We start from the raw sequence: 14197 nt of genomic DNA, 5'->3' as shown, positions 1-14197 counted from the left end.
GAATTTAGCTGTGTCATCTCTGACCAATCAAAACATCTTCACTGTTTCTCGTCTAAATGCCGAAGTTCGCTTATTACTCGAAAATGAAATGGGGATTGTCTGGTTAGTTGGCGAGATTTCCAACTTCTCTGCACCTGTCTCTGGCCACTGGTATCTCACACTTAAAGATTCCCGCGCCCAAGTAAAATGCGCCATGTTCCGTGGCAACAATCGTCATGTCAGTTTCAAGCCTACTAACGGCAATCAAGTTTTAGTTAAAGCTCGTCTCTCTCTGTATGAACCGCGTGGTGATTATCAATTAATCATCGAAAGCATGCAGCCTGAAGGTGACGGTCGCTTACAACAACAATTTGAAGAACTGAAGATGAAGTTGGCCAGTGAAGGATTGTTTGCCCAAACCAGCAAGCAAATCTTACCTGAGCACCCTAAGTGCGTTGGCGTTATCACCTCGAAAACAGGCGCAGCCCTATTCGACATCTTAGATGTATTAAAGCGTCGTGACCCTTCTCTACCCGTGGTGATTTACCCAACCATGGTACAAGGCGAAGAAGCGGCGATTCAGATCGCCCAAGCGATTGGCCGTGCTAATGCCCGTAACGAGTGTGATGTCTTGATCGTGGGTCGTGGTGGCGGCTCATTAGAAGATCTGTGGTGCTTTAACAATGAAATCGTTGCCCGTACGATCGCGGCGAGTCAGATCCCGATCATCAGTGCCGTTGGTCATGAGATCGATGTAACGATCGCAGACTTTGTCGCCGATATGCGTGCCCCGACCCCTTCAGCTGCTGCTGAATTGGTTAGCCGTGATAATAGCCACAAAGCACAAGGCATCGCCGGACGTGAGCAAAAGCTGTTTGGTGCATGGCGCTACTATCTGTCGCAACAAAAGCAGCAAGTTAACCGTCTTCAGCATCGTCTTGAAAGGCAACACCCTAGCCAGCAATTGCAACGTCAAAGCCAACAGCTTGATGAGCTTGATGGCCGTTTACAACGCGCAATGCAACGATTCACGGCTCTGCATCAGCAGAAAGTGGAACGACAATTACATCGCTTGCAACTGCATTCACCAGCGAAACGCTTAAGCTTACAACAAGCAACGCTCGCTCGTGTCGAACAGAAGTTGTTGGATGCTATGGATAGAAGACTGCTTAATACCCGTCATCAACTCGCTATTGCTGCCGAGAAGCTTGATACTGTCAGCCCTCTCGCAACCTTAAAGCGTGGCTATTCAATCACTCAAGACGCGCAAGGCCAAGTGGTTCAATCTACTACCGATGTAAAAACGGGCGACACTCTGGTCACCCGTTTGGCTAATGGCGAAGTTCGTTCTACCGTAAATTAGTCTCTATCTAAATCGATGCTTGACCCTACTGGCTAATCGAAGCCAAATTTAGTTACTGATTTCAATCATGCCGCGACAACTTTGTCAGCGGCGACTAAATCAGCTCAAACTGTTCTCTGCTTACGCCGTTAACTTCTTTTCTACGCCTGCTTTTGAAACTCAAAACGAACGCGTGACTTTGATTTAAGTTCGTTGCAACTCTCACTGTGGCAAAAATAGTTCGCCGCCCCACACGCCTGCAGTTTCTCTAACTGGCTGTCACAGTCAGGACAAAATGCTACTTTTTTAAAATCCACATCGCACTGCATGCAATGGTAGTGACCTTGCCATTGCAGCTCGTTGTCGCATTGTGGGCAATGATTTTCGTTCATGATACTGCTTCCTTGTTAATACTGATCGTATTGTGGATCGAGTGCGTAGAGTCGGCTTTGATCTTCGTCACATCACACTATTACTGGCTTCTCGTTGACCAAAGAGCACGAATTCGGTCACGATGATCTTTATAAGATCATCGGCTAAATCCAAGTTGATCAGCGATCAACCCCAAAAAGAACATTTATATAACCACACACCGAAAGCATAAGTTACATATTCTGTATTTGCATTTCAGGCAATATAAAATTCCACTCAAGCTTTTAAAATTAACGTTTTTAGAATATTATAAAAGCATGGTGGTTATTTGTTCACTCTAATGACATCGGTCTGCATTTCAATGTAATTTGGCTGTGTTTCTCGTAACGTGACTTGCATGCTTCCCAGATCGGTTAGGCTACTAATGTGACTTCCACCGCAAGGCATTGTGGCTTTATTGGTTTCGCCAAGATCACACTGCCAGTAGCGAGAGTCCGTTAAGTTTTGCCCATCGCAGATCATTTCAACGGCAGATGATAATCCAATCCAATCTCTAACTTGTTGATTAACAAGTTCTTCTATGGATTTTAGTTGTTCTACCATCTCTGCACTATTCAAGCCACGCTTACGTAATGTCTTACCTAGGCGGTAGCTATCGAGGCATCGATCCGGTGTGACAAAACTGGTTTCTTGCGCGTAGCTATTGAAATCGTTGTAGCCGTGCGGATCTTTACGGTCTGCCTCTTTACGCCAATAACCTTGAGTCGAAAGCACTTTGTTGAGTGCTAAGAATGCTAAATGTCCCGCGCTGTGACCGCGGCTCAAAGACTGCTGGTAAGCTTTATCGACTACCAAGGTCACTTTGTCATCAACATTGAGTGTGTATTCGTCGCTATCGTCTAAACAATGCACAACCACAAACACCCAGCCCGGTTCATTACGTTTTACGGTAATAGCCTTATCAACACACAACTGGCCGCTGCTCAGCTCTACCGCTCCAACAAGACAATCGACGATCGTTATTTGTTGCGATCCAATAGTGATAAAACCACGATCGGCAGGGTGATCAGGCCAAATATGGCTAACTGGATGAAATGGGGTTTGATCGGTAACGAGATACAGACGCTGATCCTCGCGTTCAACAAGTTGAACTGTCGCGTCTAACTGCCATGTTTGGTGGCAAAATTGTGTCATGGTTGCGGTTACAGGGGTCACTACTGATACGGTCATTACATTAAACGTCCTAACTGAGTTGCAAACAAAATGTGCAGATATAAAAAAAGCGCCTCTATTGTAGGCGCTTTTCTATTTAAACGATCAAACGAGCGTTATTTTTTACGATTCTTAACCATGCTCATCATGCGTTTACGGTTACGCTCTTGAGATAGTGTCATCTTAGTTGTTTTGCCTTCGAACGGGTTTTCACTGTTCTGGAACTGAATACGGATCGGTGTACCCATGATCTCTAGCGATTTACGGTAGTAGTTCATCAAGAAACGCTTGTATGAATCAGGCAGTTCTTTCACTTGGTTACCGTGAATAACGATGATTGGTGGGTTGTAACCACCCGCGTGCGCGTATTTCAGTTTCACACGGCGACCACGTACCATTGGTGGTTGGTGATCATCGGTTGCGTTTTTCATGATACGCGTCAGAACAGAAGTACCTACACGTGTCGTTGCCGAGTTGTATGCTTCTTGTACTGATTCAAACAAGTGACCCACACCCGTGCCATGCAATGCAGAGATGAAGTGGATACGAGCAAAGTCAACGAAACCTAAACGGCGATCAAGCTCTTTCTTCACTTGCTCTTTCACGTCGTTGTTTAGACCATCCCACTTGTTTACTGCAAGTACGATTGAACGACCAGAGTTTAGCGCAAAGCCTAGTAGGCTTAGATCTTGATCTGAAATGTTTTCACGCGCGTCGATAACCAATAGTACAACGTTGGCATCTTCAATCGCTTTCAATGTTTTAACAACTGAGAACTTCTCAACCGTCTCATTGATGTTTTTGCGACGACGAATACCTGCAGTATCGATCAATACGTATTCACGACCATCACGCTCCATTGGGATGTAGATAGAGTCACGAGTAGTACCAGGCATGTCATACACAACCACACGTTCTTCACCAAGAATACGGTTAGTTAGTGTTGATTTACCTACGTTTGGACGACCGATGATTGCCATTTTGATTGGCTGATCTTGTAGACGCTTGAATTCTTCTTCTGCTTCTTCTTCTGTGTAATCTAGCTTCTCTTCGTCTTCGTCGATGAAGTCAGTTAGGTCTTCGATTTCACCTTCGCCTTTTTGATCTTCGATCATTTTTTCAGCGAATGGATTCAAAGCAAGGTCAATTAGCTGACCAACGCCACGACCATGAGCCGCTGCGATTTGGTACATGTCACCCATGCCAAGCTGCCAGAAATCGGCGCTTGCTGCATCAGGGTCGATACCATCAACTTTGTTTACTACCAGCATCGCTGGTTTTTCAATCTTACGTAAATGCGCTGCAATTGCTTGGTCAGCTGGCGTTAAGCCCGCGCGACCATCAACAAGGAATAGCACCACGTCGGCTTCATCAATCGCGGCTAACGACTGTTGTGCCATTTTGGTTTCTACACCTTCTTCCGAGCCATCAATACCGCCGGTATCGATCACGATAAAATCATGCTCACCAAGCTTCGCTTGGCCATATTTACGGTCACGAGTTAAGCCAGGGAAGTCCGCAACAAGCGCATCACGCGTGCGAGTTAAGCGGTTAAACAACGTAGACTTACCTACGTTAGGACGCCCTACCAGAGCAACAACAGGAACCATAACAACCTCTACAATATTCTTTTCTTATGTAGTTATAGGTAACGACTGGCAACTTTGCTTATTGCCAAGTTCATTACCAAATAGTTACCTATAACCACAATTTCAGGATTAAACACTTGTTTTATATGAACAAAACGGCCCCTATCTGTCACCAGAAAGGAGCCGAATGTGAATTATATCACGAAATTATTGACTGATCGTTAGTTTCTTTACATCGCCATCGCGAGTGATAATTACGTAACCATCATCCAATTGCACTGGCGGTACAGCAAAGCCGCTGCTGTCCACTTCTTGTTGTGCAACAAACTCACCTGTTGAGCGGTCAAGCCAGTAAAGGTAGCCTTCACTGTCGCCAACTACGAGGTAGTTATCAATAATCTCTGGAGCGGTCACTAAGCGGTGTTCAAGCTGCTTATTGCTCCATAACTCCGTACCGCTGCGTGCATCAACAGCAACAATATGGTCTTTATCGGTCACTACGAACAAACTACGACCATCGCTGGTCAAATCCGTCGCCGATGAGTAACTGCGTTTCCAGGCCGGTTGGCCTGAGCGCAAATCAATCGCCGTTAGCTGGCCATTGTAACCAACAATATATAGGGTGCTGCCAAGTACCACTGGAGAGGCATCAACATCAACGATGCGATCGATTTCTGTCGCCCCTTTTGGCGTACCAATCGGTTGTTGCCAAATCAGCTGACCACGTTGAACAATTGCCGCCGCAAGGCGACCATTGGCGGTACCCCAGAATACGCCACCAGAAACGGTCACAGGAGTACTATTACCACGTAGCGTTAGGTTAGGCACTTCGGTGCCGATGGCCCATTGTTGCTCACCAGTAACTTGGTTCAGCGCCAGCAAAAAGCCTTCGCTGGTATGAACAAGGACTAAGTTTTCATCCGTGACTGGCGCTGCTAACACTTCACCTTGAACACTGACGCGCCAAATAAGCTCGCCGGTCTCTTGGTTAAGCGCAATCACTTCGCCATTTTCACTGCCGATAAACAGTTTGTCGTAAGCCGCGGTAATGCCACCAGAAAGACGTGCAGGCACATCCTCTTCTAGCTCAGCTTGCCATAATGTTTCGCCACTTTCAGGATTGAGTGCTTTAACCACACCATCACGACTCGCAACAAACACTTTGCCATAAGCAAATTCAGGAGAGAGTTTCGAGAAGTATTGGTCAACACCATCTCCTACTGAAGCGCTCCACACTGAGGTTGGCGTAAACTCACTATCAACTTGCGGCACTGGTGCCATGATGATGGTGTCTTCTTCACTCGCACAACCGGCTAGCACACCGACAATCGCAACGGCAGTTAATGCCTTGTTCAGCATTTTCTTCATCCAAAAAGCCCTTACTTGGCGAGATCATCCAATTTCATTTTCAGCACTTCTGTTGCATCACCTGCTTGTTGAGCTTCGGTGTACGCAGCATACGCAGCTTCTTTGTCGCCTTTGCGCAGTAAGATGTCGCCTTTTAGTTCTTCAACACGACCAGTCCAACCAGCATCCGTGATGTTTGCTAGTTGAGCAATTGCGCTATCAAAATCACCTTGCTCTGCTTGTAAACGTGCAAGACGGAAGTTAATAACCGCAAGTAGTGCTTGGTCTTGAGTTGCGTCTTTTGCCCATTGTAGTTGGGTGATCGCCTCATCCAATTGGTTCGCTTCCACTTGTACTTTCGCTAACTGAAGCGCGGCAAGAATGCTGTATTCTGTTTTGCCGTTCGCTTCAATAAAGGTTTGTACTTGTGTTTCAGCTTGAGCGCCGCTCGCCGCTAAGCTTTCCATTGCTTTAGTGTAGCTTTCAGAAGCCGCTTCTTGAGCCGCTAAAGTTGTATCTTGGTAATAGCGCCAGCCAAACAAACCACCTAGGCCAATAACCGCGCCAAAGATCACGGCTTTGCCGTTCTCTTTCCACCAATCTTTGATCGCTTCAACTTGTTGTTCTTCGGTATCGTAGAGTTCCACTTCCTGTCCTCTTAAACTTATGCCAATGCCATCAATAGGAGACGCGCGACATTAACATTTAAAAATGGCGACGTTGATCGCCACTTTGTTGAATATAAATTTGCTTAGATTAAATCAGCCAATTTAGTGATAACTTCTGCTTGGGTGTAAGTTTCTTGTGTGCCGCCAACCAAGTCTTTCAATACCACTGTGTTGTCTGCTACTTCATTTTCACCTAGCACAAGTGCAACAATCGCACCCACTTTATCTGCACGTTTAAACTGCTTCTTAAAGTTGCCACCACCAAAGTGGTTCATTACACGTAGGCCTGGTACTTGTCCGCGTAGCTGTTCAGACAGCTTCATACCCGCCATCATAGTACCTTCACCAGCGGTAACCATGTAGACATCTACACTGCGACGTACATCAGTCAGCTCGAGTGTTTCAAGCATCAATACTAGACGCTCAAGACCCATAGCAAAGCCAACTGCTGGGGTTGCTTTTCCGCCTAGTTGTTCAACAAGGCCATCGTAACGACCACCACCACAAACGGTGCCTTGAGAACCTAAGCTCTCAGTGATCCATTCGAATACTGTGCGGTTGTAGTAATCAAGGCCACGAACTAAACGCTCGTTAACTTTGTATTCGATACCCGCAGCATCAAGAAGTTCACATAGACCTGCAAAGTGAGCTTTAGATTCTTCGCCTAAGTACTCAGAAAGACGAGGCGCATCACCTAAAATAGCCTGAACATCAGGGTTCTTCGTATCCAGAACACGCAGTGGGTTCGTGTGCATGCGACGCTTACAATCTTCGTCGAGCACGTCGATGTGTTGCTCAAGGAACGCCACCAATGCAGTACGGTACACTGCGCGATCTTCTTGAGAACCGATAGAGTTAAGCTCAAGACGAACATGTTCATTGATACCCAGATCACGCCATAGACGTGCTGTCATCATAATAAGTTCAGCATCAACATCTGGACCATTTAGGCCAAACACCTCAACACCACACTGGTGGAATTGACGGTAACGACCTTTCTGTGGACGCTCATGGCGGAACATAGGCCCCATGTACCACAGACGCTGTTCGTCACGGTTGATCAGGCTGTTTTGAATACATGCACGTACACAACCCGCAGTACCTTCAGGACGAAGTGTTAGGCTATCGCCGTTACGATCATCAAAGGTGTACATTTCTTTTGAAACGACGTCTGTCTCTTCACCAACCGCGCGGCTGAATAGGTTTGTCTCTTCAACGATTGGCATGCGCACTTCGTTATAACCGTATGCGCTAACTACGTTTTTCACTGTGTTTTCAAGTTTTTGCCACAGTGGTGATTGAGTTGGAAGGCAGTCGTTCATGCCTCGGATTGCTTGAATAGTTTTTGCCACAATAATTACCGTAATTTGTATTACTTCGTTGAGATTTAATCTTGTACTTTAATGTTGATGCGGTTGCTCTCGTCCATAAGTGCGGCTTTGGCGCGGATCTTCGCTTCCAAAGTGGCCACGAGGTCTTGGTTATCAAGACGCTCTTTCTGGCGCTTACCATCTTCATAGAAGGCACTTTTGTTGCTGCTGCCCGCTAGACCAAGATGAGAAACTTCCGCTTCACCCGGACCGTTCACCACACAACCAATGATCGAAACGTCCATTGGCGTAATAATGTCTTCTAAGCGCTCTTCAAGCGCGTTCACTGTATTAATCACATCAAATTCTTGACGTGAACAGCTTGGACAAGCAATAAAGTTGATACCACGTGAGCGAATGCGCAGTGATTTCAAAATATCGAAGCCCACTTTGATCTCTTCAACTGGGTTTGCTGCCAAAGAGATGCGTAACGTATCACCGATGCCTTCTGCCAACAGCATACCGAGACCAACGGATGACTTAACCGCACCCGCTCGAGCACCACCAGCTTCTGTAATACCTAAGTGCAGCGGTTGATCAATCTGCTTCGCTAGCAAACGATATGAATCGACGGCAAGGAAGACGTCTGATGCTTTCACGCTAACTTTGAATTGGTCGAAGTTAAGACGATCAAGGATATCAACATGACGCATGGCAGATTCAACCAAAGCTTCCGGTGTTGGCTCGCGATACTTCATCTGGATTTCTTTTTCCAGTGAACCACCGTTAACACCGATGCGAATTGGGATATTTTTATCACGAGCGCAATCAACTACCGCGCGAATACGCTCTTCGTTGCCGATATTGCCCGGGTTGATACGTAAACAGTCAACCCCGTACTCTGCCACTTTTAAGGCAATACGGTAATCAAAGTGAATATCCGCCACTAACGGTACATTCACTTGCTGTTTGATCAATTTGAATGCTTCAGCAGCATCCATCGTCGGGACTGAAACGCGTACGATATCCGCACCGACATTTTCCAACGCTCGAATTTGTGCAACAGTCGCTTCCACGTCTGTTGTTCTGGTGTTCGTCATTGATTGCACCGCAATCGGCGCGCCGTCACCAATAGGCACATCGCCCACGTAAATTCGAGTCGATGGGCGACGTTTGATAGGGGATTCGTATTGCATAATCGTGTCTAAGGTAAGGTGAATCTTGCTACTTTGCCTGCAGTATACCCAGAAAGGTCGACAGGTTCACTCGCTAATGTGATAGAAACGTTTTCCGGTGCGCCTAAAATAACTTTATAAGGCTTCTTACCTTCAACTTCTAATGTTTGTCCGGCTTTTTTGATGCCTGACGTCAATGTTTTGCCCGCAGCATCTTTCACTTGAACCCAGCAATCATCGCTAAAGTTCATTTGCATAAGGTTTGCGTTCACAGCCACAGGAGTCGTTGTTTCGTTGGCGCTTTCAGTTGCGGTAGCTTCATCTTCGACCTTCGCCTCTGAATCAGTGGTTGTATCGCCTGCGTCGTTCGCTGCCTCTGCTGAGTTTTCAATCGTTGAGGTCGCAAGCTCATCTGTTGCTGGCTCTAACTCATCGACCTGTGGTGCTTGTTCTTCTGCCGTTAATGCGTTTTCCGCTTCGGTCACCGATTGCATGCTGACTCCTGGCGCTGGTGCCACCACCGCCGGTTGCTCTTCAACTGCTATCTCAACCACATCTTTTTGTTGATTCTGCCACCACCAAACTGAAGAGATGGCAACGATGACCGCCAAGATACCCCAAGTGAGTGCCATGATACGGCTGTCATGTTTTTCACGATTAGTCTTACGCGAGAAACTTTTCATGGTTTGTTCTTGTGGCTGAGTGCCCATTCGCTCGTCGAGAGCGGCTAACACGACCGCTTCATCGATGCCAACAATTTTGGCGTAAGAGCGTAAGTAACCACGCGTGAAAGTGGCGACTTGATCCGCCTCAAACTGGTTACTTTCAATTTGTTCGATAAGCGTAAGACGCAAACGCAAACGGTCAGCGACTTGCTTCTTTGATAGGCCTAGCTCTTCACGTTTCTGTTTAAGAATGGTGCCCGCTTCTACTAGGATGGTATCTACATTGTCGTCTGTAACTGGGGTTGGTTGATCCGTGTTCATATTATCAATTTCTCTGGTTTACGTTGGGTGCACCATTTTTATTATTTTTCGTTAGTGGTGAGTGGTACCCAATGTCATTTAATTCGTTTATATATCTACCGATTTAAGGCATCTTTTTAGCAAGATAGTTCAGTCACTATGTCGGTAAATCTCGTCTTCTTGCCCTCAACCGCATTTGGGTAAATGAACAAACTCATTCAACAGGCAATGCGGCTATGAGTATGACTGTTAATTCTAATAGATATCAGGCATGAAACAACACAACTAAGATAGATAAATTACAGCAAGCTCAAGGTTTTTCTAAAAATTGACATTCTAAGTGACTAAAAAGGTAACAAACTTCGACAAATATCGCCTTACGTAGATTATTTTCCTTTTTTCAGAAAACAAAAAAGCCAGAGCGATGCTCTGGCTTTTTCAAATTTGACTCAATTATAGCGCTTTGATGTCGATACTTTCGCCTTTCGCGGCTTTTGCTATCGCAGTACGTTTTGTACGGTCGATAACGTCACCCACTAGCTGACCACATGCGGCATCAATATCATCGCCACGGGTTTTACGAGTCGTCACGGTGTGCTCGTATTGCATCAAGGTTTTTTGGAAACGGTCGATGCGTGAGTTGCTTGGCTTTTTGTATGGCGAACCTGGGTACGGGTTAAACGGAATCAGGTTGATCTTACAAGGTGTATCCTTCATCAACTCTGCCAGTTCATGGGCATGTTCAGTACCATCGTTAATATGGTCAAGCAAAACATACTCTACCGTCACTCGGCCACGGTTGGCATTTGATGATGCGATATAACGACGTACTGACGCGAGAAACTCTTGAATATCCCAACGGTCATTGATTGGCATGATTTCGCTACGTAGCTTATCGTTTGGCGCGTGTAGTGAGATCGCAAGTGCCACGTCAATTTTGCCGGTCATTTGGTCAAGACCCGATACAACACCTGATGTTGATACCGTAACGCGACGCTTAGACAAACCAAAACCAAGATCGTCCAACATGATTTCCAGTGCTGGAATCAAGTTTTTCATGTTCAGTAGCGGCTCACCCATACCCATCATTACCACGTTGGTAATTGGACGGCGACCCGTTTCTTTTTGCAGACCGATTTCACGCGCAGCACGCCATACCTGACCGATGATTTCCGATACTTTCAGGTTGCGGTTAAAGCCTTGCTGAGCAGTTGAACAGAATTTACATTCCAGTGCACAACCTACCTGAGAAGAAACACATAGTGTTGCGCGGTCATCTTCAGGGATGTATACGGTTTCAACGTCTTGATCACCCACGCGCATTGCCCATTTAATGGTGCCATCCGATGAGTGTTGAGCTTCTGAAACAACCGGTGCTTTAATTTCGCAGCGTTGTTTTAGTTTCTCACGTAATACTTTGTTGATGTTGTTCATGTTGTCGAAATCGTCAACACCAAAATGGTAGATCCACTTCATCACCTGTTCGGCGCGGAATGCTTTTTCATTTAATTCTTCAGCAAAGAATGTACGCAATCCTTGGCGATCGAAATCGAGCAGGTTGATTTTTTCAGAGGTCATGGTGTCTCTCAAGCAACGGAACAATTATTTAGGGCGCGGATTTTACAGCCTTTAGCCAGTGACAACAAGTGTGACAAGCGTCTGTTTTTGCTAAGGCATTAAAATAGCAGTGATTAAACTTTAACCAGCCGGATTAACCGGCCGATTGTTTTATCTGTTCAACAATAGCCTTTAAGCCATTGCCGCGAGATGGGCTTAGGTGGGCAATTAAACCCAATTGGTCGAAGTAAGCATCAATATCAAACGCTTGAATTTGAGCACTGTTTTTGCCATTAAATGCCGCTAACACTAAGGCAATCAGGCCGCGTACAATGCGGGCATCTGAATCGGCACAAAAGTACCATACGCCATCAACTTGCTCGCTCACCAGCCAAACTTGGCTTTCACAACCTGAGACGGTGACTTGCTCTGATTTTAGCTCTTCTGGCATCACTGGTAGCTTTTTGCCCCACTGAATCACCTGACGATAACGATCTTCCCAACCACGAAAGTTCTGCATCACTTGTGCAATTTGCTCCGCCGTGATGTTCTCAGCAGTGGAACTATTGCCAAAAGGGCATGAAGGAAACGATGACATAACCACTCTCCTACTTCGCGTGTTTCTGGATCAGTTTTTCAATAATGCGTGACACGGCAACAAAGCCGAATGTCGCAGTCACCACCGTCGCCGCGCCAAAGCCGCTAGCGCAATCCATACGTTTTGGCCCTTCCGCGGTCGCTTTCACACCACACACTGAGCCGTCGGCTTGTGGGTATTTCAGCTGTTCGGTTGAAAATACGCAGTCGATGTTGAATTTACGCTGCGGATTCTTCGGAAAATTATGATGACGACGCAAGGTGTCTTTGATTTTTTTCGCCAACGGATCTTGGATAGTTTTGGTTAAATCGGCAATTTTGATTTGCGTCGGATCGGTTTGACCACCCGCACCACCCGTGGTGATGACCTTGATTTTATTGCTACGGCAGTAAGCCAACAGTGACGCTTTCGCTTTAACACTATCAATTGCATCCAGCACATAGTCGTACTCTTTCGTGAGGTACTCATGCTGATTATCCGGGGTAATGAAATCATCGATAAGGTTGATCTTACACTCTGGGTTGATCAACTTAACGCGTTCAGCCATCACTTCAATTTTGCTTTGTCCTACCGTACCACTCATCGCATGGATTTGACGGTTGATATTGGTCACGCACACGTCGTCCATATCAATCAGTGTCAACTCACCCACACCACTGCGCGCTAAGGCTTCTACAGCCCACGAACCAACACCACCAATACCAATCACACACACGTGTGCAGCTCGGAGGATCTCCACTTCGCTGTTGCCATATAAACGACGAGTACCACCAAAACGCTGGTTGTAGTTATCTGAAGCTGGAGTGTCTAATTCACGCATAACGCAAAGCCTGTAAATCGGTTACAAAAACAAAGAGTGCGTTTTATACGCACTCTTTATTGAAATGTCTATAGTCGTCCGAAATGACGCTAATAGGTATTGATTAGTTTAGTTTCTCAGGCGGCATCGCCCAAGGTGCTTGGGTTGCAGAACCTTCTAAACCCAACTTCCAAACACGACCAAAGTGTTTGTAATGACCCGCTTCTGTGCCAGCACGAGCCCCCATACCATGGTACAAATCAAGATGGTTTTGTTTCACCGCACCACCGGTGTCTAATACGATGAGCAAACGAAGTTGGTGTGCCCCACTCCAAGTTCCATCAGCATTTAACAGTGGTACTTCAGCCAGCAGCGGCGTACCCATTGGCAAAATAGAGCGGTCACCCGCTACCGACGCCATTGGTAGTAGTGGAATACCGGCCGACCCCGTTACTGGAGCATCTGCTCGCGGAGCAAAAAAGACATACGATGGGTTTTGCTCTAACAGTTCACGTACGGTCGCTTCATCATTGGCAAGCACCCAATCTTTGATCGCTTTCATCGACATTTTTTCACGCGATACTTCGCCGCGCTCAATGAGAACACGGCCAATACTGACGTAAGCTTTGTTGTTTTTGCCACCATACGCGAAGTATTCCAATGAGTCGTCGTCTTCAAAGTGAACAAAGCCACTGCCTTGTACTTCCATTAAGAATGGGTCGATTCGGTTAGCGGCATAGCCAAGCTCTAACCCCTGACCATCGAGCGCACCGGCGTTAATTTCCGCACGAGTTGGGCAATCAGCGGCACAGGCTGGTTTGGCATAAACAGGGAATTTGAATTGTTCATTCGCTTGATGGCGCAGTTCCATCACTGGTGAAAAGTAACCGGTAAACAGCACGTTGCCCTTTTTATCACCACCGCCTAATTGCGCGGTTTGAATATCAAAATTGGCCAACTCATTCGGGTTACCACTTTCTAATACCCACTCATTGAGCTTTTCATACAGCGGTTGATAAATCTTGGCCATTGACGGTGATTTTTCGACTACTTGCTCCGCTTGCTTATGAAATTCAGTAAAATCACGGCTACTGTTTGACTGCACTGAATCAACGCGATTAAGCGTGGTTTTAAATTCGCCATCGCGGTATTGCTGAGCAAGTTCGGTTGGCTGAGCGCAGCCAAATAGCAACGAGGCCGTTGCCAAGAAAAGGTATTTTTTCATTACGAATAAGAGTCCATTAACGCCAAGTCCTGAGCATGACAAACTCTTACTAGCTGAGT

General features: G+C 46.3%; 13 protein-coding genes. 1 reads left to right on the top strand and 12 read right to left on the bottom strand.

Annotated features, from left to right (window positions below):
• The first annotated feature begins 10 nt into the window (after positions 1 to 10).
• Complete coding sequence (xseA, locus tag RH88_RS06155) at positions 11 to 1342, top strand: exodeoxyribonuclease VII large subunit (protein ID WP_005594224.1); 1332 nt, start codon at positions 11 to 13, stop codon at positions 1340 to 1342.
• 140 nt (positions 1343 to 1482) lie between these two features.
• Here the strand turns inward: xseA and RH88_RS06150 are convergent, their stop codons facing one another.
• The 12 genes from RH88_RS06150 to mltA form a co-directional block, all read right to left on the bottom strand.
• Positions 1483 to 1713, bottom strand: coding sequence for a zinc ribbon domain-containing protein (locus RH88_RS06150; RefSeq protein ID WP_005594222.1), 231 nt, complete (start codon positions 1711 to 1713; stop codon positions 1483 to 1485).
• 304 nt (positions 1714 to 2017) lie between these two features.
• Complete coding sequence (locus RH88_RS06145; protein ID WP_005594221.1) at positions 2018 to 2923, bottom strand: alanyl-tRNA editing protein; 906 nt, start codon at positions 2921 to 2923, stop codon at positions 2018 to 2020.
• A gap of 98 nt (positions 2924 to 3021) precedes the next feature.
• The gene (gene der / locus RH88_RS06140; protein ID WP_005594220.1) at positions 3022 to 4515 is read right to left on the bottom strand and encodes a ribosome biogenesis GTPase Der; all 1494 of its coding nucleotides are present in this window, start codon (positions 4513 to 4515) and stop codon (positions 3022 to 3024) included.
• 186 nt (positions 4516 to 4701) lie between these two features.
• Complete coding sequence (gene bamB / locus RH88_RS06135; protein WP_005594219.1) at positions 4702 to 5862, bottom strand: outer membrane protein assembly factor BamB; 1161 nt, start codon at positions 5860 to 5862, stop codon at positions 4702 to 4704.
• 11 nt (positions 5863 to 5873) lie between these two features.
• Positions 5874 to 6488 carry a YfgM family protein gene (locus tag RH88_RS06130; protein ID WP_005594217.1) on the bottom strand — a complete coding sequence of 205 codons (615 nt, stop codon included), beginning with the start codon at positions 6486 to 6488 and terminating at the stop codon, positions 5874 to 5876.
• A gap of 104 nt (positions 6489 to 6592) precedes the next feature.
• Entirely contained in the window at positions 6593 to 7861 is a 1269-nt protein-coding gene (hisS, locus tag RH88_RS06125) for a histidine--tRNA ligase (RefSeq protein ID WP_005594216.1), read from the bottom strand.
• Positions 7862 to 7896: 35 nt separating this feature from the next.
• Positions 7897 to 9015, bottom strand: coding sequence for a flavodoxin-dependent (E)-4-hydroxy-3-methylbut-2-enyl-diphosphate synthase (gene ispG / locus RH88_RS06120; RefSeq protein ID WP_005594214.1), 1119 nt, complete (start codon positions 9013 to 9015; stop codon positions 7897 to 7899).
• 8 nt (positions 9016 to 9023) lie between these two features.
• Complete coding sequence (gene rodZ / locus RH88_RS06115; RefSeq protein ID WP_005594213.1) at positions 9024 to 9980, bottom strand: cytoskeleton protein RodZ; 957 nt, start codon at positions 9978 to 9980, stop codon at positions 9024 to 9026.
• A gap of 432 nt (positions 9981 to 10412) precedes the next feature.
• Positions 10413 to 11537 (bottom strand): dual-specificity RNA methyltransferase RlmN, encoded by a 1125-nt coding sequence (gene rlmN, locus RH88_RS06110; protein WP_005594211.1) that lies wholly within the window; start codon positions 11535 to 11537, stop codon positions 10413 to 10415.
• Between the two features lie 133 nt (positions 11538 to 11670).
• Positions 11671 to 12114, bottom strand: a complete 444-nt coding sequence (gene csdE / locus RH88_RS06105; RefSeq protein WP_005594209.1) for a cysteine desulfurase sulfur acceptor subunit CsdE — start codon at positions 12112 to 12114, stop codon at positions 11671 to 11673.
• A 10-nt stretch (positions 12115 to 12124) separates the two neighbouring features.
• Positions 12125 to 12934 (bottom strand): tRNA cyclic N6-threonylcarbamoyladenosine(37) synthase TcdA, encoded by an 810-nt coding sequence (tcdA, locus tag RH88_RS06100; RefSeq protein WP_005594207.1) that lies wholly within the window; start codon positions 12932 to 12934, stop codon positions 12125 to 12127.
• A gap of 103 nt (positions 12935 to 13037) precedes the next feature.
• On the bottom strand, positions 13038 to 14138 hold the full coding sequence (gene mltA / locus RH88_RS06095) for a murein transglycosylase A (RefSeq protein WP_005594206.1): 1101 nt from the start codon (positions 14136 to 14138) through the stop codon (positions 13038 to 13040).
• Positions 14139 to 14197: the final 59 nt, after the last annotated feature.

Origin of the sequence: Vibrio scophthalmi LMG 19158, from assembly GCF_000222585.1 — a bacterium.
In the GTDB taxonomy this organism is placed as follows: domain Bacteria; phylum Pseudomonadota; class Gammaproteobacteria; order Enterobacterales; family Vibrionaceae; genus Vibrio; species Vibrio scophthalmi.
Note: the sequence above shows the minus strand (reverse complement) of the source record. Positions and strands in the feature narration are given on the sequence as shown.

Excerpts from the sequence above, each read along its gene's own strand:
- RH88_RS06150 (WP_005594222.1), bottom strand. The coding sequence starts at position 1,713 with ATGAACGAAAATCATTGCCCACAATGCGACAACGAGCTGCAATGGCAA.
- RH88_RS06145 (WP_005594221.1), bottom strand. The coding sequence starts at position 2,923 with ATGACCGTATCAGTAGTGACCCCTGTAACCGCAACCATGACACAATTT.
- der (WP_005594220.1), bottom strand. The coding sequence starts at position 4,515 with ATGGTTCCTGTTGTTGCTCTGGTAGGGCGTCCTAACGTAGGTAAGTCT.
- bamB (WP_005594219.1), bottom strand. The coding sequence starts at position 5,862 with ATGAAGAAAATGCTGAACAAGGCATTAACTGCCGTTGCGATTGTCGGT.
- ispG (WP_005594214.1), bottom strand. The coding sequence starts at position 9,015 with ATGCAATACGAATCCCCTATCAAACGTCGCCCATCGACTCGAATTTAC.
- rodZ (WP_005594213.1), bottom strand. The coding sequence starts at position 9,980 with ATGAACACGGATCAACCAACCCCAGTTACAGACGACAATGTAGATACC.
- rlmN (WP_005594211.1), bottom strand. The coding sequence starts at position 11,537 with ATGACCTCTGAAAAAATCAACCTGCTCGATTTCGATCGCCAAGGATTG.
- csdE (WP_005594209.1), bottom strand. The coding sequence starts at position 12,114 with ATGTCATCGTTTCCTTCATGCCCTTTTGGCAATAGTTCCACTGCTGAG.
- tcdA (WP_005594207.1), bottom strand. The coding sequence starts at position 12,934 with ATGCGTGAATTAGACACTCCAGCTTCAGATAACTACAACCAGCGTTTT.
- mltA (WP_005594206.1), bottom strand. The coding sequence starts at position 14,138 with ATGAAAAAATACCTTTTCTTGGCAACGGCCTCGTTGCTATTTGGCTGC.